This window comes from Vibrio sp., from assembly GCF_048266485.1.
Lineage (GTDB): Bacteria > Pseudomonadota > Gammaproteobacteria > Enterobacterales > Vibrionaceae > Vibrio.
In genome coordinates, this window is the sequence record NZ_JBLWZK010000004.1 from 162504 (window position 1) to 182212 (window position 19709).

The 19709-nt window shown below is 42.6% G+C and carries 18 protein-coding genes; 5 read left to right on the plus strand and 13 right to left on the minus strand.

What is annotated here, in order from left to right:
• Positions 1 to 10: 10 nt before the first annotated feature.
• The 3 genes from ACN0T8_RS07875 to tldD are packed head-to-tail and all read left to right on the plus strand — an operon-like array spanning position 11 to position 6291.
• Positions 11 to 3976 carry a YhdP family protein gene (locus tag ACN0T8_RS07875; protein WP_417880076.1) on the plus strand — a complete coding sequence of 1322 codons (3966 nt, stop codon included), beginning with the start codon at positions 11 to 13 and terminating at the stop codon, positions 3974 to 3976.
• 34 nt (positions 3977 to 4010) lie between these two features.
• Entirely contained in the window at positions 4011 to 4835 is an 825-nt protein-coding gene (locus ACN0T8_RS07880; protein WP_417880077.1) for a carbon-nitrogen hydrolase family protein, read from the plus strand.
• 7 nt (positions 4836 to 4842) lie between these two features.
• Positions 4843 to 6291, plus strand: a complete 1449-nt coding sequence (tldD, locus tag ACN0T8_RS07885; RefSeq protein WP_417880078.1) for a metalloprotease TldD — start codon at positions 4843 to 4845, stop codon at positions 6289 to 6291.
• Between the two features lie 329 nt (positions 6292 to 6620).
• Here the strand turns inward: tldD and yjgA are convergent, their stop codons facing one another.
• The gene (gene yjgA, locus ACN0T8_RS07890; protein WP_417880079.1) at positions 6621 to 7142 is read right to left on the minus strand and encodes a ribosome biogenesis factor YjgA; all 522 of its coding nucleotides are present in this window, start codon (positions 7140 to 7142) and stop codon (positions 6621 to 6623) included.
• 123 nt (positions 7143 to 7265) lie between these two features.
• Between yjgA and pmbA the strand changes: the two genes are divergently transcribed.
• Positions 7266 to 8609, plus strand: a complete 1344-nt coding sequence (pmbA, locus tag ACN0T8_RS07895) for a metalloprotease PmbA (RefSeq protein ID WP_237294641.1) — start codon at positions 7266 to 7268, stop codon at positions 8607 to 8609.
• 281 nt (positions 8610 to 8890) lie between these two features.
• On the opposite strand, the gene mgtE is transcribed toward pmbA, so the two are convergent.
• From mgtE to ACN0T8_RS07955, 12 genes are all read right to left on the minus strand, one after another.
• Entirely contained in the window at positions 8891 to 10261 is a 1371-nt protein-coding gene (mgtE, locus tag ACN0T8_RS07900; protein WP_417880080.1) for a magnesium transporter, read from the minus strand.
• 161 nt (positions 10262 to 10422) lie between these two features.
• Positions 10423 to 10737, minus strand: coding sequence for an HPr family phosphocarrier protein (locus ACN0T8_RS07905; RefSeq protein WP_417880081.1), 315 nt, complete (start codon positions 10735 to 10737; stop codon positions 10423 to 10425).
• Entirely contained in the window at positions 10734 to 11618 is an 885-nt protein-coding gene (gene rapZ / locus ACN0T8_RS07910; protein WP_417880082.1) for an RNase adapter RapZ, read from the minus strand. The genes ACN0T8_RS07905 and rapZ overlap by 4 nt, the downstream gene beginning before the upstream one ends.
• Complete coding sequence (gene ptsN / locus ACN0T8_RS07915; RefSeq protein WP_417880083.1) at positions 11618 to 12064, minus strand: PTS IIA-like nitrogen regulatory protein PtsN; 447 nt, start codon at positions 12062 to 12064, stop codon at positions 11618 to 11620. Before ptsN ends, rapZ begins: the two co-directional genes overlap by 1 nt.
• Positions 12065 to 12066: 2 nt before the next feature.
• Positions 12067 to 12354: a ribosome hibernation promoting factor gene (hpf, locus tag ACN0T8_RS07920; protein WP_417880084.1), complete on the minus strand. Its 288-nt coding sequence runs from the start codon at positions 12352 to 12354 to the stop codon at positions 12067 to 12069.
• Positions 12355 to 12416: 62 nt separating this feature from the next.
• Complete coding sequence (locus ACN0T8_RS07925) at positions 12417 to 13901, minus strand: RNA polymerase factor sigma-54 (RefSeq protein WP_417880085.1); 1485 nt, start codon at positions 13899 to 13901, stop codon at positions 12417 to 12419.
• Between the two features lie 265 nt (positions 13902 to 14166).
• Positions 14167 to 14892 carry an LPS export ABC transporter ATP-binding protein gene (gene lptB / locus ACN0T8_RS07930; RefSeq protein WP_417880086.1) on the minus strand — a complete coding sequence of 242 codons (726 nt, stop codon included), beginning with the start codon at positions 14890 to 14892 and terminating at the stop codon, positions 14167 to 14169.
• Between the two features lie 2 nt (positions 14893 to 14894).
• Positions 14895 to 15407 carry a lipopolysaccharide transport periplasmic protein LptA gene (gene lptA / locus ACN0T8_RS07935; RefSeq protein ID WP_417880087.1) on the minus strand — a complete coding sequence of 171 codons (513 nt, stop codon included), beginning with the start codon at positions 15405 to 15407 and terminating at the stop codon, positions 14895 to 14897.
• A complete protein-coding gene (gene lptC, locus ACN0T8_RS07940; protein WP_417880088.1) occupies positions 15388 to 15954 on the minus strand; it encodes an LPS export ABC transporter periplasmic protein LptC in 567 nt (188 codons plus the stop codon). Before lptC ends, lptA begins: the two co-directional genes overlap by 20 nt.
• Positions 15951 to 16508 (minus strand): 3-deoxy-manno-octulosonate-8-phosphatase KdsC, encoded by a 558-nt coding sequence (gene kdsC, locus ACN0T8_RS07945; protein WP_417880089.1) that lies wholly within the window; start codon positions 16506 to 16508, stop codon positions 15951 to 15953. The genes lptC and kdsC overlap by 4 nt, the downstream gene beginning before the upstream one ends.
• On the minus strand, positions 16508 to 17479 hold the full coding sequence (gene kdsD, locus ACN0T8_RS07950) for an arabinose-5-phosphate isomerase KdsD (RefSeq protein ID WP_417880090.1): 972 nt from the start codon (positions 17477 to 17479) through the stop codon (positions 16508 to 16510). Before kdsD ends, kdsC begins: the two co-directional genes overlap by 1 nt.
• 105 nt (positions 17480 to 17584) lie before the next feature.
• The gene (locus ACN0T8_RS07955) at positions 17585 to 18550 is read right to left on the minus strand and encodes a calcium/sodium antiporter (protein ID WP_417880091.1); all 966 of its coding nucleotides are present in this window, start codon (positions 18548 to 18550) and stop codon (positions 17585 to 17587) included.
• 328 nt (positions 18551 to 18878) lie between these two features.
• On the opposite strand from ACN0T8_RS07955, the gene mlaF reads away from it, so the two are divergent.
• The gene (gene mlaF / locus ACN0T8_RS07960; RefSeq protein ID WP_417880092.1) at positions 18879 to 19679 is read left to right on the plus strand and encodes a phospholipid ABC transporter ATP-binding protein MlaF; all 801 of its coding nucleotides are present in this window, start codon (positions 18879 to 18881) and stop codon (positions 19677 to 19679) included.
• Positions 19680 to 19709: the final 30 nt, after the last annotated feature.

Below are 19709 nucleotides of genomic sequence, written 5' to 3' on the forward strand. Positions count from 1 at the left end.
GGAGAAGAGAGTGACCTTGCCTAATCGCCTGTGGCGGACTTTATTATGGACAATATTAACAATTGCGGTGGTATGGGCGATTAGTGTTACTTTACTGCGTCTGTTTCTTCCTAGTCTTGATCATTATCGTGATGAGATTGAAGCTCAAGTATTGAAATCCACTGGTGTTGAGGTTCAATTTGAATCAATTCGCGGTTACTGGGGAAATATTACGCCGGCATTAGCACTAAAGCATGTGCAAGTCTTTTTGCCCGGTGAGCAAATTCCGATTGTGACGATTGATCGTGCTGATGCTGAAGTCGACTTGATTCAATCCTTAATTCATCTTCAACTTAAATTAGCGGATATCAAAATTGAAGGACTGCGTGCTGATCTTAGTCGTTGGCCTTTAATTCCTGAAAAAAATAAAAAGGCAGCTCCACAGTCTGATGGTTCAAATAAATCACTAAAAGGTATACAGAATATATTTTTACGCCAACTTGGTGAATTTTCTTTAGTTGATTCTAGTATTCAATATCTTGCGCTTAATGGTGAAATTCGTTTAGTCGATATCGAGCGTTTACGTTGGGAAAATAATGATAATCAGCACCGAGCTGAAGGTGTCGTCAGTATTGCTGGTGCCAATCTAAACAAAGTTTCTGTGATCGCTAACTTTAGTGAGCAAGGGAGCTTACGTTACCTCGATGGACAGTTTTTTGTTTCAGCAGAAAATATTCGTGTGACTCCATGGATGCCGCAGTACGTTAAAGAGTCAACCACTATTGATTCTGGTCGAGTCAGCCTCAATTCATGGTTAACGCTAAAACAAGGTGAACCAACCGATGCGTTAGTTGAGTTGAAGCCCTCTCATTTAATTTGGCATAATAAAAAAAATAAACATCAACTCGGTATTGAGCATGGTGTGGTAAACCTTAAACCGAGCGCTGACGGTTGGACGATCTTAGGTTCTAATTTTTTAATAAAGACTAATGATGGCAAGTGGCCACAATTTCAATTTGCGTTGGATTGGCAACCTGATCATCAAGTGTTGAATTTATCTCGTTTAGATATTGAAAACTTGACTCCTTTGCTGGGCATATTGAAAAGCCAAAATGGCTCAATGGAATGGCTGGATAAATTACACCCCGCCGGTTCGATTGAAGATATACGCGTCAATATTCCTAAGCACATAAACAAGCTGACGTATTCTGCTTCACTAAATAAAGTGGCAATGAAGCAATGGGGGTTATTACCTGGTATTAATAAACTTTCTGCAACTGTGACGGGGGATGCCAATAACGCTTCGATTAAGGCGACATTGCAAGATGATGTGGTGCCTTATGGCGATGTGTTCCAAGCGCCTCTTAACATCGAGCAAAGTAAGCTCAATCTGGTATGGCAAAAGTATCAAACTGGTTGGAAGCTTTGGGCGGATAAAATTGAAGTGTCGAATTCAGATTTATCTGCGATTGGTGAATTTGAACTAGATTTCCCTGATGAGCAATCGCCATTTTTATCCTTGTATGTTGAAGCTGATGTTAAAAAAGCTGGTGAAACATGGCGTTACCTACCAACTTTAGCACTGGGGCGTGATCTAACTGACTACCTTTCTGCTGCAATTCAAAGCGGTACTGCTAAAACAGCTCAAATTCTTTGGTATGGCTCGCTAAACGATTTCCCTTATCTTCATCATAAAGGAATTTTCCAAGCGAGAGTGCCACTACAAAATGCACGTTTCAGCTTTGATACAGCATGGCCGGCGATTACTGAGTTACAACTCGATTTGTTGTTTGAAAATGCTAGCATGTATTTAAGCTCTGATTCCGCGACATTGATGGATGTACATGCGAGCCATATTGACGGTGTTATTCCAAATTTAAATTCCAACGGACACATTAAAATCAATGCTAAAGCACAAGCGGATGGCGAAGCGGTTCGTGACTATATGACTTCCAGCCCTCTAGTGGATTCGGTTGGCGCAGCTCTAACGGCGGTACAAGTTTCAGGGCCAGTCGATGCCGAGTTTAGCTTAAATATACCATTTGATGGTAGTGATCCGGATGTCAGTGGTTTTGCGCAATTAAAAGAGAATCCGATTACGATACAAACTCCGTCGATTCAACTTGAAAAAGCAAACGGAAAAATTGAGTTTAAAAATGATGTTGTGATTGGTTCAGGCTTAAAAGCTAACTTGCTAAATCAACCTATTGCGTTGGATTTTAATAGCCATACCCAAGGTCAGGGCTATGCGGTGAAAATTGATGTGGTAGGTGATACCGATATTCCTGAGTTGAAGAAACAAGTGGACTCGACGTGGCTGAAGCCTTTAGCTGGGAATGCGCCGTGGAATTTAGGCGTTGATTTGCATTTGAGTGATATTGGCTTTACTTATCAGGTTGATGGCAATGCCGATTTAGAGTTTTTAACCAGTCAATACCCCGCACCACTCGGTAAAGCTTTAGGTATTAAAGGCCGAGGTCGTCTGCAAGCTGCCGGTAACCAAGAAACAGTGAATGCGAGAATATCGCTCCCTAATGTGAAGTATCAAGCTGATATTGATATTCGTCCTAAAACGCCCGTGTTAAGTGCGACTAACATAATTGTCGGACGGGGAGAGTTTAAGGTTAGTCCTATTGGTGGTCATTATTTGTCGATCAATACTAATAAATTCAATGCTGATGAGTGGTTTGATTTTGCGGTGAATAAAGATCCAACATTAAACATTAAACCAGTTGAGGCAGGATTACGTGTTACTGAACATTCCGCTAAAAGTTCGTCGACTACCAATGGTGATAAAGTTAGCCTACAAAAAGCCAGTAGCCAGCAAGCTCAAGCTACAAGCATTGATATGCCAGCGATACCTGTACCTGAAGTGATTAATATTAAAACGAAAACTTTGGTGTTGGGCGATTTAGATTGGCATCAGGTGAAGCTAGATGCGATCCATAAACCGCAAGATTGGCAGCTTAATTTATCGAGTAGTGAAATTGTCGGTAGTGGTCATTACCGCAATAAAAAAGATTTAAGCCTAGATCTAGAATCAGTACATATTTTTATTCCTGAGTGGGATAACAAGAAAGAAAATCAAGATGCGCAACTAATTTCAGGTAAAGCTGAAGATGAACCTTTGATTAGCGAATTTGATCGTCAGTTCCATCAATATATGCCGAATCTATCATTGAAAATTGGCGACTTATGGCTGCAAGGTTATAAAGTTGGTACGGTTGATATGCAGTTGCAGCGCGATAAAGATAAGCTGGTTTGGAAAAACTTGGATTTTAAAACCGGTTCAAACCACTTGCAGGCAAAAGGCTGGTGGCAATTATCTGGTGAGAAGAGTCATTCTAATTTTGATTTGAGCTTAACCGGTAAGAATAACTCTGAGGTAATGGCTCGTTTTGGGATTAACTCCGGTATTCAAAAAGCGTCCTTTGATCTTTCAATGGCTGCAAATTGGGATGGTGCGCCTTGGTCGGTGAAAACCGATACATTAAATGGACATTTAAAAACTGAGTTTAAAGATGGTGTGATCACCGATGTCAATGGTGCAGCTCGTTTGTTGGGACTGTTTAGCTTAGATTCCATCGTTCGTAAGATGCAGCTAGATTTTACTGGCGTGTTTGATGACGGTATGACGTTTGATTCCATCAAAGGTAGCGGTGACATCAAGCATGGGATCTTTGTTACTAACGATCTTGAGATGGATGGTTCAGCCGGTGATTTAATGCTAAAAGGGCAAGCGGATCTGAATACTCGTTTAGTGGATGCGGAAGTGACCTTTATTCCAGACTTAACTTCGAGTGTGCCTTTGGTGGCAGCTTTTGCGGTTGCACCTCAAACGGCAGTGGCAATTTTTGCTATTACCAAAGTGTTGTCACCCGTTGTTGATGTATTTACTAAGGTCCAGTACTCGGTGAAAGGTCCATTGGATGCACCAGAAGTAAAAGAAATTTCTCGTAGTCGTGGTGAATATCAGTTGGATAAATCGTCTAAATAGTCTGGTAGAACTAAATTTCACAAGGAGTGTGGATATGTCTAAAGTCGCACTAATTCAAATGACCTCGGGGCCAGATCCTCAAGATAATTTGGTATTTGTTGAACAGCAGCTACAAGCAATGCAAGACCAGCAAGTTGATTGGGTTATCTTGCCAGAAAATGCGATTATTTTTGGTCACAGAGAAGACTATCATCAACATGCAGAAGCTTTAGCTAAAGGGCCGTTACAATCGGCTCTAGCAAAATTAGCCAATGATTATGGCGTTTGGCTGGTGGTCGGCTCCTTTCCTATTCGAGTTGGTGATGATGTCAAAACCACTTGTCTGGTGTTTTCCTCTGAGGGTGAACTACAAGCGGATTACGATAAGTTGCACATGTTTGATGTGGATGTCAGTGATGGTCATCAACGCTATCGTGAGTCGGAAACCTTTCTGGCGGGTGAGCGCGTGGTTGTTACGCAAACTCCCTTTGCTAATTTAGGGCTTTCCATTTGCTACGACCTGCGCTTTCCTGAGTTATTTCAGCAGCTAAGGAGAGACGGTGCGAATGTGATTGTGGTTCCTGCCGCCTTCACTTATGTCACCGGTAACGCTCATTGGGAGCCGTTATTGCGAGCGCGCGCCATTGAAACTCAATGTTGGATTGTTGCAGTTGGGCAAACTGGCACTCATCCTTGTGGTCGCCAAACTTGGGGTCACTCGATGGTGATTAATCCGTGGGGGCAGATAGTTGAATGTTTACCCGAGACAGCAGGCTATATAACCGTTACCATTGATACCAAGATCAACCAAGACATTCGACAACGCATGCCCGTGATGCAACACGCTCGATTTGTCCGTCAATTAAAACCCAAACAATAGAGTACCTATGACACTTACTAAGGTAGAAAGCGAATTATTAGCGCCGTCGGGATTAACCGATAGCGATATTCAAAAAACATTAGCGAGCATTGCCACTCGCCATATTGATTATGCGGATATTTACTTTCAGTCTAGCTGGCATGAGTCATTAGTATTAGAAGACAGCATCATTAAAGATGGCTCGTTTAATATTGACCGTGGTGTCGGTATCCGAGCGATTGCCGGCGAGAAAACGGGATTTGCTTATTCTGATCAAATCGATATTAATGGTTTACAACAAAGTGCGGTTGCGGCGCGTGGTATTGCTCAACAAGGCCAAAATACCCAAGTAAAAGCCTTTACTCGCAGCGTAACGCCACAAACTTATCAAGCGGTTAACCCACTGGAAACCCTAGATAAACAGAAAAAAATTGAGCTGTTAAAGCAAATTGATGCCTACATCCGTAGCAAAGAGCCATTAATTCAAGAAGTGTCGGTAAGTATTAGTGGCGTGTATGAGCAAGTGCTGGTTGCAGCAACCGATGGCACTTACGCTGGTGATGTTCGTCCATTAGTACGTTTATCTATTTCGGTATTAGCCCAACGTGGTGAGCGTCGTGAACGTGGTAGTGCAGGTGGCGGTGGTCGTTACGGCTATCAAGCTTTTATGCAAACAATGGCAGATGGCAAAACTCAAGCGATTCACTTTGCCGATGAAGCTATTCGCCAAGCATTGGTTAACCTAGAAGCCGATGAAGCGCCAGCCGGTACTATGCCTGTAGTGTTAGGTTCAGGTTGGCCGGGCGTACTCCTGCACGAAGCGGTAGGTCATGGTTTAGAAGGTGACTTTAACCGTAAAGAGTCCTCGGTATTCTCTGGCAAGTTGGGTCAAAAAGTTACTTCAGACTTATGTACAATTGTTGATGACGGCACTTTAAAAGATCTACGTGGATCATTGAATATCGATGATGAAGGGGTTGAAGGTCAATACAATACTCTGATTGAAAATGGTGTATTAAAAGGCTACATGCAAGATAAGCACAATGCTGGTTTAATGGGCGTCGCACCAACCGGTAACGGACGTCGTGAATCTTATGCTCATTTACCTATGCCACGAATGACTAATACCTACATGTTGCCAGGTGAGCATACTCCAGAAGAAATCATTTCTACGATCAAGAAAGGGCTTTATGCTCCTAACTTTGGTGGTGGTCAAGTCGATATCACTTCTGGCAAGTTTGTCTTCTCAGCATCTGAAGCTTACTTAATCGAAGATGGTAAAATCACTCGACCAGTTAAAGGCGCAACATTGGTTGGCTCAGGTATTGAAGCGATGCAGCAAGTTTCAATGGTAGGTAATGATCTGTCGATTGATAAAGGCGTAGGTGTGTGTGGTAAAGCAGGTCAAAGCGTACCAGTAGGTGTTGGCCAGCCGAGCTTGAAGTTAGATTCGATTACGGTGGGTGGGACGCAGTAGAGGAAAAGAAAAAGCGTTCCTAGTTTCTAGGGGCGGTTACTGGACGAATTTCGCATCACGGTGTGTTTTCGAGTCTCGGACACTGCGTTTCTCGTAGCTCGTTGCTCGATCGGTGCTTTGGGATTTATCGAGATTCGAGGATGTTGCGATCGGGAGCTAAAGGCATGGTTGTGGGTGACGTGTTGTGAGTAGCGTGTAAAGATCGTACTTGTCTCCGGTATACAGAAACAAGATCAAAAAAAGCAGTCTGAGATTTCAGAACTGCTTTTTTGTCTTTACTCGGTTCTCGAAGCGAAGCGCACTCGCTACTCGCAACTTTCTTTTATCTTTTAAAGCTCTTTCAACACCTTCAAGATCTGAAAAATCTCTCTCGACGCTTTCGGTGGCTTATTGCCGCCTTTTTCTTTTTGCGCTTGGCGTGCTAGTTGGCGTAAGCGTTGACGATCCGCTTCTGGGTGTTGCTCCATGACCTCTTCAATCGCAGGGTCGATTTCAGTAATAATACGATCACGCATTTCTTCCAGCTTGTGCAGTTCAGCAGTCGCTTGTGAGTGCTTATTACGTAGCTTATCTAATTCTGCTTGGATCGGTTCAGGATCCACTTGGCGCATTAGCTTACCAATGTATTGTAGTTGGCGGCGCTTGGCTTCGTTTTTAAAGCGTTGCGCATTAGCGATAGCTTCACGTAGATCATCATCTAATGGAAATTTATCCAAGGAAGACGGTTTCAAACCGACCAACTCTTCGCCCAATTTTTGTAGGGCTTCCATATCTTCTTTCATCTCGGTTTTACTTACCCAGATGATTTCCTCTTCTTCTTCCCAAGGTGCTTTTTGGTTTTTACGAGCCATAATCTCTACTTACTCTTAATATGAGAATCTTATTGGGCTATTTTAGCAAGAATTATGGGGAGAAAGCGAAATTCTTGTTATCCTAGAGGTAATAATAGTGAAATAAATTAGATAAGAGTGGATATGGACGCAAAACAGCAAATCGCACAGCAAAAAATTGAATTGGAAGCCGCCGTCGCAAAAGCGTTGGAGACTGCGAAAGTCAGCGCCGATGCGGTCGAAGTTGCGATCACAAAAACCACTGGTATTAGTGTTACGACTCACGCTTGTGAAGTTGAAAATGTTGAGTTTAATAGTGACGGTGCATTAGGTATTACCGTTTACCGTGGTCAGTGTAAAGGCAGTGCTTCAACCTCTGATTTGAGTGATCATGCGATTCAAAAAGCCGTAGCCGCTGCGTTAGATATTGCTAAGTTTACTTCCCCTGATCCTTACGCAGGACCAGCACCAAAAGAATTAATGGTTAAAGAGATCCCTGATTTGGATCTGTTCCATCCTGATGAACCAAACCCCGATTATGCCTCTGAAATGGCAATTCGTGCTGAGCAAGCCGCCTTAGAATACAGCGACAAGATCAAGCAAAGTGATGGCGCGAGTTATGATAGCCATTACGGTATTAAAGTGTACGGCAACAGTCATGGCTTGCTAGTGAGTAATGCATCGAGCCGTCATAGCTTGAGCTGTAGCGTGATTGGTGCAGGTAAAACTGGTGAAATGGAGCGTGATTACAGCTATACCATTGCTCGTCATAAAGATGATCTATGGACGCCAGAAAGTGTAGGCTTGCAAGCGGCTAAGAAAACCATCGACCGATTAGATGCACGCCAAGTGAAAACCGGCCAGTTTCCTATTCTATTCCAAGCCGATGTAGCAACCGGTTTACTCGGTCACCTAGTGATGGCGATCAGCGGTGGTAATCTTTACCGTAAATCCTCTTTCTTACTTGACCGTTTGGATACTCAAATTTTACCGAGCTGGTTTAATGTCGCTGAAAAACCGCATGTGCTTCGCGGCTTAGCATCTGGTGCATTTGATAGTGAAGGTGTCTACACCAAAGATGCCCAAATCATTAGTGATGGCGTGTTATCTACCTACCTATTAACTAGCTATGCCGCACGTAAGATGGGCATGACTCCAACCGGCCATGCTGGTGGTATCCATAACTGGTTTGTTGAATCAACCGGACAAGACTTTGGTCAACTCGTTAAAGACATGGGCACTGGGCTTATCGTGACCGAATTGATGGGACAAGGCGTTAATATGGTCACCGGTGACTACTCACGTGGCGCAGCAGGTTTCTGGGTAGAAAATGGTGTCATTCAGTACCCAGTTTCCGAAATCACCATTGCCGGTAACTTGAAAGATATGTTCAACAATATTTCAGCAGTAGGCACGGATGTGGAAACCCGTTCGCAAATTCAGACAGGGTCGATTTTGATTGATTCGATGAAGGTTGCGGGGGAATAGATAAGCGATTCTCGAGTGCTCGTTTCTCGTGGCTAGGAAAAGATGAAAGAGCGGTTCCTAGTTCCTAGTTTCTGGGGAAAAGCCGTCATCCTGAAAAGCGACGTAGGAACGCAGTTCAGGATCTCCAACCATTATAGGAGATTCTAAACAGTTCGTTCCTCACTTTTGGAATGACGGTGCTAAATTGATTCTCTTGATAGACGAGCAGCGTCCAAGCAACGAGTTCCGAAACCGTTTTTTCGAGAAACTAGCAGCGAAGCACCCGAGAAACGAGCTTCGTTTTAAATCATATTCATCTTAATCATCAAGGTCGCAAGACCTAGGAAAGCGGATAATCCCACCATATCGGTGACGGTGGTTAGTGCCATTCCGCCAGCGAGTGCTGGGTCGATATTCATTTTCTTCAGTAAGATTGGAATACTTACCCCTGCAATACCGGCGGCCAGTAAGTTGGCGAGCATTGCAACGGCCATGATGGTGCCAAGCACTACGCTACCTTTCCAAAACATCACAATACCGCCAATAATACAGGCCCATAACACACCATTGAGGAAGCCAATGGCTGCTTCTTTGAATAATAATGAGCGTTGGTTGGTATTACCAATATGGCCTAATGCTAAGCCGCGAATAACTAGTGCTACAGTTTGGTTACCGGCAACTCCGCCCATAGACGGTACTATGGTCATTAATACAGCAACTGAGGCCATTTGTGCCAAGGTGCCTTCAAACATGTTGGATACGGAAGCGGCAGCCAGTGCCGCTAATACATTGGCTCCTAGCCAAATACTACGACGACGTACTGATTTAACGACTGGTGCAAAGGTATCTTCGTCATCATCTAGACCAGCCATACTCATCATTGAGTGCTCGGCATCTTCACGGATAACATCGACCACGTCATCGATAGTGATACGACCGACCAACTGACCATCTTCGTTAACCACCGGAGCCGATACCCAATCACGACGTTCAAATAAGCTAGCGACATCTGTTGCACTGGTATAAACCGAAATAGCTTCATCGGCATCTTCCATCAATTCGGTTATAGGGGTATCGATTTGTGATGTGATGAGTGAGGTCAGAGATAAATGACCAATTAACTTACTTTCGCTATCAATCACATATAAAGCATCGGTAGCTTCTGGTAGTTCCCCTTTCATGCGTAAATAACGCAAGACAACATCAACATCGACATCACTACGAATAGTAATAACGTCGGTGTTCATTAACCCACCAGCGCTATCCTCGGAATAGGATAAGGCGGTTTCGACACGTTCACGATCCTCAGAGTCCATTTGATCAAGGACTTCACGCGAAACGTCATCAGGTAAACTACGTAAGACATAGGCGACATCATCGGTATCCATGCCTTCGGTAGCTTCGGCCAGTTTCTCTGGGGCCATTTTTGAGACGATGCTATCTTTGATATCTTCAGAAAGTTCATCAAGGATCTCACCGTAATCTTCAGGATCAGTCAGTTGCCAGAGTACGTCACGGCTTTTGTGTGGGGAGGCTTCTAAAAGGTGTGCAATATCTTCAGGTTCCATGTCTTGTAGTTGACGACGAACATGGACAAAGCGACCACTTTCAATGGCTTCGCTTACTTCTTGGAGGGTTTGATGAGTGAGTTCAAACTCTAGTTGTTCAGCCATGATACGTTTCCTAAATACACCTGAATGACATCTATAATATTTGAGGTGTGAATATTAGCCTAATTTAACGGTAAATGTCATAGCTTATAGTGCTTTGAGAGCGGTATTTTTGCTTTGAATGAGAGACTAAAAGGGAAGGTTAAAACTTGATGAGCAGCTATTTATTCTTCTTCATCAAATTTTTGTTCAATTAAGGCACATATTGCGGACAGCGCTTGCTCGGCTTGGCTACCTTCGGAGGTAATATCAATATATTGGCCTTGTGCCGAATCAAGTAATAATAATCCCATGACGCTGTCGGCAGTCACTTCACGATCATCGGCGCTGATGGTGATGACTGCATCAAAGCTCTGTGCTAATTCAACTAATTTAATGGCCGCTCGAGCGTGTAGGCCTAATCGGTTCTGAATTAGTACGGTTTGCTGGCACTTAGTCTTTTGGTGAGCAGGCTTTTGAGGTTTAGTCTGTTGGCTCATGAGTGATGCTTCTCTAGGCTAGTATGACGAACTTGCACTTGATGACCTAGTGCTTTGAAATGTTCGCCAAGTTGTTGAGTGATATAGACAGAGCGATGTTTACCACCAGTACAACCAATTGCCACGGTGAGATAGCTACGGTTATTTTTTTCTAGTCGCGGTAGCCATTGTTTGATGAAGCCTTCAATGCTCGATTGTAATTCGAGAACATCCGACTCTGCACTAAGAAAATCGACAATGGGCTGATCGAGTCCGGTTAGTGGTCTTAACTCTGGGACCCAGTGAGGATTAGGTAAAAAGCGAACATCGAAGACATAATCAGCATCATTGGGTAAGCCATACTTAAAGCCAAATGATTCAAAGACCATGACTAATTCTTTAGAGTCTCTACCTTGTACGCGGATTCGTACAGTCTCGCTTAATTCATGTAAAGACAGATTACTACTATCAAGTACCAAATCCGCCTCTTCTTTTAGATTAAGCAGTAGGTCTTTCTCTAATTGAATTGCTTGCTCAAGAGAGAGCTTTTCTTTGTGCATTGAAAGTGGGTGCAAGCGACGGGTTTCGCTGTAACGTTTGAGCAAGGTTGATTGGTCTGCATCTAAAAATAGAACATTCACATCATACGATTGCTTAAGGTTTTGCAGCGTAGTCGACACCGCAGTTGGATCTTGTGGCAGGTTACGAATATCAATGCTTACAGCAACGTTTTGTTTACTACTACGAACTGAGGCGACAAATTCATCCAGTAAGTTTACAGGAAGGTTATCAACGCAATAATAACCAAGATCTTCCAATACGCGCAGAGCCACACTTTTACCTGCACCGGATTGGCCGCTGACTATGGTGATGTGTAGTGGTTTAGACTGATCCGTATTCATTAAGTACCAACCATAATGTTGTATAGCTCTTGGTCGGTTTGAGCGTGACGTAACTGCTTTAATATTGCTTTATCGTTGAGTTTTTCAGCCATCAATGACAAGGTTTTCAAATGAACTTTACATTGTTCATCTGGCACGAGTAGTGCAAAGAGAATATCGACAGGGCGGTTATCAATCGCATCAAAATCAACCGGTTGATCGCACTGTAGTAAGACTGCAATGGCTTGTTCGCTATCTAGCATGCGGCCATGAGGAATAGCGATGCCGTTACCGATACCTGTCGTTCCTACTTTTTCACGAGACAACATGCACTCAAATAAGCGAGTTGAATCTAGGCCACTGTGTTGCGCTGCGATTTCACTAATGATTTCGAGTGCACGTTTTTTGCTAGTGCACTGAACTGCAGTTTTTGTGCAGTTCAGTGACAATACTTCATTTAATTGCATAGTTAATGACTACTTAGTTTCTCTTTGTGTTTATTGAGTTGTCGAGTGAGTTTATCGACTAAATCATCAATTGAGGTATACATGTTCTCACTTTGCGAGGAAGCATGAATTTCACCTTGATTGACGTGTAGTGTCGCCTCGGCGATTTGATCTAACTTTTCAACCTTTAATACAACATGAGTGTTATTGATATGGTCAAAGAAGCGTTCTAGCTTTTGGAATTTAGTGTTCACATATTCGGTTAACGCATCGGTTAAGTCGACGTGGTGTCCGGTAATATTCATTGGCATAAACTTTCCTCTTTAGTTAGATACTCAAATCACTTGAGTATTTCTACCCTTAATTAATAGACCTAGAGTAGACGTTTCCGTTGACTAGAAGGTGCAATGCCGAGCGATTCACGATATTTAGCGACCGTTCGTCTTGCTACTTGTATTCCTTGTTCAACTAAAAGGGCTGCAATCTTACTATCACTTAACGGCTTCTTAATGTCCTCAGCGGCGACGAGCTTCTTAATTAAAGCGCGAATTGCGGTTGATGAACATTCCCCACCAGCTTCAGTGCTGACATGGCTTGAGAAGAAGTATTTAAGCTCAAAAATTCCTTTTGGTGTATGCATATATTTTTGTGTTGTTACACGAGAAATCGTTGATTCATGCATATCGACATCGAGTGCGATATCGTTGAGAACCATTGGTTTCATCGCTTCTTCACCATGTTCAAAGAAATCTTGTTGATGTTCAACTATACAACGAGCAACTTTGAGCAAGGTCTCGTTTCGACTCTCTAAACTTTTAATCAGCCATTTTGCTTCTTGAACATGGGTACGTATATATTGGCTATCGTTACTATTGCCTTTGCCTAAAGCGGCGTATTGCTGATTAACCTTTAAGCGAGGCACACTATCGGGATTGATAGTAACGGTCCATTTACCTCGATCTTTAAACACTGATACATCTGGCACCACATATTCGATATCATCGCCGCTGACATGATTGCCGGGTCTCGGGTCGAGTTGCTGAATCAAGGTTAAAATTTGTTTTAGCTCATCTTCTTTCAGTTTAGCTTCTTTACAGATGAGTTTGTAATCTCGGTTACCTAGGTAATCAATATAATTGTGTAACACCATTTTAGCTTCATCGAGCCAAGGGGTGTCTTTCGGGTAAATAGCCAGTTGCAGTAATAAGCATTCTTGGAGATTACGTGAGGCAACGCCGAGTGGATCAAACTGCTGAATACGTTTAAGTACCGCTTCAATTTCATCGAGTTCAATTTCATCATTTCCAAGACTTTGCTGAATATCGTCTAAACTTTCAGTGATATAACCATATTCATCGAGACTATCAAGTATCGCCAGCGCTATAGTGCGGTCGGTATCGCTAAAAGGGGTGAGTTCTAATTGCCACTCTAAATAGTCTTGTAGCGTTTGTGTGGTTTCACCTTGGTAGACGGGGAGTTCGTCGTTGCTATTTATTCCGGTACTGCCAGTGTTCGCGCTGTAAATATCTTCCCAACTAGCATCTATGCTAAGTTCATCGCTAATGGTTGATTGTTCAATATGCTCGGTGCTATCTGGTACTTCAAGTTCGTTTTCTTGTGCGTTAGTGGTATCTTGCAGAGTGTGTTCTGTTGAGTCGGTATTGTCGTCATTTTTATTCGCGTCGTCAGCTTGCTCAGAAAATTCATCAGCAACTTCTAATAGTGGGTTGGAATCGAGCGCTTCTTGAATTTCTTGCTGTAAATCGAGTGTAGAAAGTTGCAACAAACGTATTGCTTGCTGTAACTGGGGGGTCATGGAAAGCTGTTGACCAAACTTAAGTTGTAATGATGACTTCATGCAATACTCAGTGCCCTTTGTTCTGAAATATCCCTATTCATAGTGTCTTGAATGATGCTTATACCATTGTATTTGAAGCTACAGTTTTGTTGACTACGCTCATTCTCCCCCTATCTCTTTATTAAAGAAAGTCATAGACGATCTATGCTTATGGGGTTTCATTCACTTGTCGCCTCACTGCAATTCCAATTACTTTGGGTGTAGTATCTAAGTCGAGAGTGGCGATTCCTTCGCTCACATCATCCAAGTTGGTGCTAAAGAGCTGTTATAAGCGGAATTGTTCACCTAGGTATACTTTCTTCACTTGCTCGTTATTCAATACTTCTTCTGGAGTACCGTTGGCGATCAAGTGACCTTGGCTCACAATATAGGCGTGCTCACATACATCTAATGTTTCACGTACGTTGTGGTCGGTAATTAATACGCCTAAACCACGGTCACGTAGGTGCTCAATAATTTTTTTGATATCAATAACCGAGATTGGATCGACCCCGGCAAAAGGTTCATCCAATAAAATAAATTTCGGGTTTGCCGCTAATGCACGAGCAATTTCGACACGGCGACGTTCACCACCAGAAAGCGCCATCCCCGTACTTTTACGAATATGTTGAATATTAAACTCATCGAGTAGTTCTTCTAAACGATCTTGCTTATCCGCTTTGGTTAGCTCATCACGGGTTTGCAGCACCGCCATAATGTTATCTTCGACAGAAAGTTTGCGAAAGATTGAGGCTTCTTGAGGTAGGTAGCCTATACCCATACGGGAACGTTGGTGCATCGGCAGTATACTGATGTCAGTTTCATCAATGCTAATGGTGCCTTCATCACGAGAGACTAGCCCTACAATCATATAGAAAGAGGTCGTTTTACCTGCCCCGTTAGGCCCAAGCAAGCCGACAATTTGGCCAGATTTTACTTCTAAGCCTACATCACTGACGACTTTTCGGTTGCCATAGGTTTTAGCCAGTTTTTCTGCTTTAAGAGTCGCCATAATTATTTTTGTTCCAATTGCGCAGGTTGAATAACCGTTGATACTCGCTCGCCATCGCCGCTACTTGCTTTTAAGTTTTGGCTGGAAATATGGTATGTGATCTCTTTACCTCTGATAACGCTATCGTCTTGGTGCAGTTCTGCGTTGGTAGTCATCACAAGTTGGTCGCTGGCAACGGTATACACGAGAGTATTCGCCTGGCCTTTTAATAATTTACCTTCATCGGTTTTTTGTGAAAAGTGAGAAGGTTTACCATAGCCTTGTAATTCAGTCAGTTCGCCAGTTTTGGCATCACGGAAAGCGATCAGCTTATCGGCAGTCAGTACAATGCTGCCTTGAGTCAATTTTACATTGCCCATAAAGGTAACTTTGTTAGTCTTCATATCCAAATCTTGGCTATCAGAGCTGATATGGATTGGTTGTTCTTGATCGCTGGTCAGTGCCCATGATGAAGCTGAAGCGAATAAGCAAAACAATACACTAAGGTATAAAGAGCTACGGTGTAATATTTTCATAGGTACCTTGAACTTGATTAAAAAGCGTAGCGAGGTTGGTATCAAAGTTACCTTTCATCGCGTTGCCAATATTGGTAAATTGTGGCCCAACCATTGTGACAGTGGTGTTGGTTGAAAAATCTTTGCTATTCAAATCAATGAGCATTTTTTCTGTGGTCATGCGATCAAAACTTGCACCTTCAATCGTATTACGTGCTACCACATTATGTTGTAGTGTTAATAGATGATCTTTCGATAACACTGCGCTATCTGAAGTAACAACCCATTCTTCTGTGCTGCCTTCGCGGTAAACTACCAATTTAGGTTTATAGAATACCGTGTGGCCATCTTGTGCAAAGTGTTCTAAAGAGTCCGAATACATTTTATAGTTGCGCAGCCCATCGATATCATAAGTGGTATTCGTGAGATGTTTACCGGTAAATAATGGCGCTTCTAAACTTGGTGCAATAAGTTCTACGTCATCTGACGATTGATCATAAAGATAATAAGCTGACCAAGACGCCACAAAAATGAGCAGTAAATAAATGAGTCTAGATAAGCTCATCATATACTGAGTCCTTGATATGCTTCGAGTTCATTTCTCGCCTGTAAAATTAAATCACATACTTCACGTACCGCTCCGTGACCGCCTTTAATATGGGTAACATAATTGGCGCGTTGCACTAACAATGGATGCCCATCAGCAACGGAGACTTGTAAGCCTACTTTTTCCATCACTGGCCAATCGATTAGGTCATCCCCAATATAACCAACCTGTTGTGGCGAAACCTTTAGTTTGCTCAAAATATCTTCATAGGCGATAAGTTTGTTATCTTGGCCTTGGTAGATAAGCGTGATACCCAAAGCTTTCATGCGGTTTTCAACGATTTGAGATTGTCGACCAGTAATAATGGCGATATCAATCCCTGCTTGCATTAATGATTTAACGCCATAGCCATCGCGAGTGTGAAAGGTTTTGAGCTCTTCACCTTGATTTCCCATGTACACCAAGCCATCTGAGAATACCCCATCGACATCACAGATCAATAATTTGATGTTTTTCGCTATATTCATTATAGATGTTGGAGCTTGTCCGTATGGGGTAGGTGTCATTTGGCTCATTACATTACTCCAGCCTTTAATAAGTCATGCATATTCAGTGCACCAACCAATTTACCATTTTGGCATAGCATTAAGCCATTGATACTTTTTTCTTGCATGATATTCAACCCTTCAACAGCCAGTAGATTTGGTGTTGCAATCGTTGGGTTCTTGGTCATGACTTGGCTAATTGGCGTGGTGTGCACATCGATACGTTGATCGAGTAAGCGGCGTAAATCACCATCAGTGAAAATACCAAGTAGTGTCATATCTTTATCGACAACCGCTGTCATGCCGAGTCCTTTTTGTGACACTTCTAACAAGGCATCACGAATTAGAGCATCTTGGTTTACGGTTGGTAGTGCGGCACCTGAATGCATAATATCAGACAGTTTAAGTAATAATTTACGGCCTAGTGCGCCACCTGGATGCGATAGTGCAAAATCTTCAGCGGTGAATCCGCGCGCTTTCATTAATGCGACCGCAAAGGCATCGCCCATCACTAAGGTAGCAGTCGTACTTGAGGTTGGCGCAAGATCCAGTGGGCAGGCTTCTTCTGGAACTGTGATTTGTAGGTGTACGTCAGCCAGTTTAGCCATGTTAGATTCAGGCTTACCCGTCATGCCAATAATGCGAATATGACGACGTTTAAGTACTGGGTAAAGTGCTAATATTTCTGAAGACTCGCCGGAGTTTGAAATCGCTAATACAATGTCATCAGAGCCAATCATACCCAGATCACCATGGCTTGCTTCTCCTGGGTGAACGAAGAATGCAGGAGTACCAGTACTGGCTAAGGTGGCAGCAATTTTGTTACCAATATGACCCGATTTACCCATACCCATTACTACAACCTTACCTTGGTTGTTTAAAACCATATCGCAAGCGTGTTGGAAGTCGTCATTAAAATACTGCGCTAACTGTTGTAGGCCTCGCATTTCAATTGATAAAACATCTTGGGCAACAGAGCGGTAATCAAAAGAAGTCGACATCAATGTTATTCCTAGTCTGGGGAGATTGTTGTTTAACTGCATCGTCAGTTAACGATAATTTAATAAAAAGGCGATTGTGTGGTCGCCTATTCGCAATTTCTTGTTTTAGGCACTGATATTGTAAAACAGATAACTTTGATAAGCTAAAAAGCATAGCAATAATATCCCACCCTCAGTGCGTTTTATGCTGCGAGACTTTCCTAGAGCCATGATAACCAAGAGTAATGATACGCCTAGCATGACCCAAAAATCTCGGTTCATGGCGTATTCACTTAATACCGATGGTGTTAGTATCGCAGGGATGCCCATCACGGCTAAAATATTAAAGATATTCGAACCGATGATGTTACCTACCGCCATATCATCTTCACCTTTAAGAACGCCCGCGAGAGATGCAGCAAGTTCAGGTAAACTGGTACCAATAGCGATGATAGTCAAACCGATAACCAGATCGCTCATACCGAAATATTTAGCGATGATCACAGCGTTATCGACTAATAAATCGGCAGCTATTGGCAATAGAATTAACCCCACGACGACCCAAAAAATAGCGGTTTTATTATCAACCCCATCTGGGATTTCAGATTCTTGCTGTTCTAACAAGACATCTTTTTCGCCTTTTTCACTTTGGCTAATTTTAAGCATACCTAAAATAAAGGCGGCAAATAAAGCGATTAACACCAGACCTTCAGTAAAGCCTAAGTAGTCATCCCACATTAGGGCACCAGCGATCAAAGTCACGATGATCATCAGAGGTAGTTCGCGATGCAAAATTGTTGAGCTGATTGATAGCGGCTTAATCATGGCGGTAATCCCTAAGATCAATGCAATGTTGGCTATGTTTGAACCGAGTACGTTACCAATTGCAGTATCGGTTTTCCCTTCCAGCGCAGCTGTGGCAGAGACCATCATTTCTGGTGCTGATGAGCCCATGGCCAGAATAGTCATACCAATGACTAATGGGGAAATGCCCATGTTCTTTGCAACGGCTGCTGAGCCATAAACCAGCTTATCAGCACTCCATACTAATAATGCAAGGCCAATAAGGAGTAATACAACTGCAAGTAACATGATGATTCCTGTTTACTAAAGTGAATTTAAAAGTGAACAAAATATTGAGTAGGTTAAATTAAGGGAGAAGTTAACTATCCTCAATATAAGGGGCGCAATTTTGACGTTTCAAGCAACAAAAAGAAAGTCTCTTGATGTATTTATTAATGAATTGTCTCTATTTACATGAAAAGACAGATAAACCATGCTGATTTTCAGATTATTTGATGTATTGTTTTTGAACTCAAGATGTAATGTGCTTATTATGCGATAATGTATACCCAAGTGAATTCTGCATCTTGAAGTCACTTGGGTATATTACTTTGGTTAGTGATTATAAAGGGAAGTTATGACAGCGGAATTGATATCGATAAAATCTCTGACGTTTCAGCGTAATCAAAGAGTGATTTTTGATGATGTGAATTTGTCGATCCCAAAAGGAAAGATCACCGCCATTATGGGGCCATCGGGAATTGGTAAAACGACATTGCTGAGTTTGATCGGTGGCCAAATTTCACCAGATCAAGGTGAGATATGGTTTGATGGTGACAATATTCCTACTTTAAGTCGACAGCGTTTGTATCAAGTTCGTAAGAAAATGAGCATGTTATTTCAATCTGGTGCTTTGTTTACCGATATGAATGTATTCGATAATGTCGCTTTTCCTTTGCGAGAACATACTGAACTGGACCAATCTTTAATTTCCACCTTAGTTAAACTCAAATTGGAAGCGGTTGGGTTACGAGGGGCAGCGCAACTAATGCCAAGTGAACTTTCTGGTGGTATGGCTCGGCGAGCAGCGTTGGCGAGAGCGGTTGCGCTAGATCCTGATTTAATTATGTATGATGAACCGTTTGTCGGACAAGATCCTATCACTATGGGCGTGCTGGTGGAGCTGATCAAAAACTTAAACCATGCCCTTGGCGTGACGTCGATTGTGGTGTCTCATGATGTGCCTGAAGTAATGAGTATTGCCGATTATGTGTATTTATTGTCTCACGGTAAAGTCATTGCTCAAGGTTCTCCCGATGATCTTAATCAGAGTACCGATGAGCGTGTACAACAGTTTTTGACTGGAAAAGAAGATGGTCCAGTTCCGTTTCATTTCCCTGCTTCACCAATTGAAAAGGATATATTGGGTTGTGAATAAACCAGAGCAAAACCGTGATTCTGTAAAAGA

Bases quoted from the DNA above. Each gene is read 5' to 3' on its own strand.
- ACN0T8_RS07880 (WP_417880077.1), top strand. From the start codon at position 4,011: ATGTCTAAAGTCGCACTAATTCAAATGACCTCGGGGCCAGATCCTCAA.
- tldD (WP_417880078.1), top strand. From the start codon at position 4,843: ATGACACTTACTAAGGTAGAAAGCGAATTATTAGCGCCGTCGGGATTA.
- yjgA (WP_417880079.1), bottom strand. From the start codon at position 7,142: ATGGCTCGTAAAAACCAAAAAGCACCTTGGGAAGAAGAAGAGGAAATC.
- pmbA (WP_237294641.1), top strand. From the start codon at position 7,266: ATGGACGCAAAACAGCAAATCGCACAGCAAAAAATTGAATTGGAAGCC.
- mgtE (WP_417880080.1), bottom strand. From the start codon at position 10,261: ATGGCTGAACAACTAGAGTTTGAACTCACTCATCAAACCCTCCAAGAA.
- ACN0T8_RS07905 (WP_417880081.1), bottom strand. From the start codon at position 10,737: ATGAGCCAACAGACTAAACCTCAAAAGCCTGCTCACCAAAAGACTAAG.
- rapZ (WP_417880082.1), bottom strand. From the start codon at position 11,618: ATGAATACGGATCAGTCTAAACCACTACACATCACCATAGTCAGCGGC.
- ptsN (WP_417880083.1), bottom strand. From the start codon at position 12,064: ATGCAATTAAATGAAGTATTGTCACTGAACTGCACAAAAACTGCAGTT.
- hpf (WP_417880084.1), bottom strand. From the start codon at position 12,354: ATGCCAATGAATATTACCGGACACCACGTCGACTTAACCGATGCGTTA.
- ACN0T8_RS07925 (WP_417880085.1), bottom strand. From the start codon at position 13,901: ATGAAGTCATCATTACAACTTAAGTTTGGTCAACAGCTTTCCATGACC.
- lptB (WP_417880086.1), bottom strand. From the start codon at position 14,892: ATGGCGACTCTTAAAGCAGAAAAACTGGCTAAAACCTATGGCAACCGA.
- lptA (WP_417880087.1), bottom strand. From the start codon at position 15,407: ATGAAAATATTACACCGTAGCTCTTTATACCTTAGTGTATTGTTTTGC.
- lptC (WP_417880088.1), bottom strand. From the start codon at position 15,954: ATGATGAGCTTATCTAGACTCATTTATTTACTGCTCATTTTTGTGGCG.
- kdsC (WP_417880089.1), bottom strand. From the start codon at position 16,508: ATGAGCCAAATGACACCTACCCCATACGGACAAGCTCCAACATCTATA.
- kdsD (WP_417880090.1), bottom strand. From the start codon at position 17,479: ATGTCGACTTCTTTTGATTACCGCTCTGTTGCCCAAGATGTTTTATCA.
- ACN0T8_RS07955 (WP_417880091.1), bottom strand. From the start codon at position 18,550: ATGTTACTTGCAGTTGTATTACTCCTTATTGGCCTTGCATTATTAGTA.
- mlaF (WP_417880092.1), top strand. From the start codon at position 18,879: ATGACAGCGGAATTGATATCGATAAAATCTCTGACGTTTCAGCGTAAT.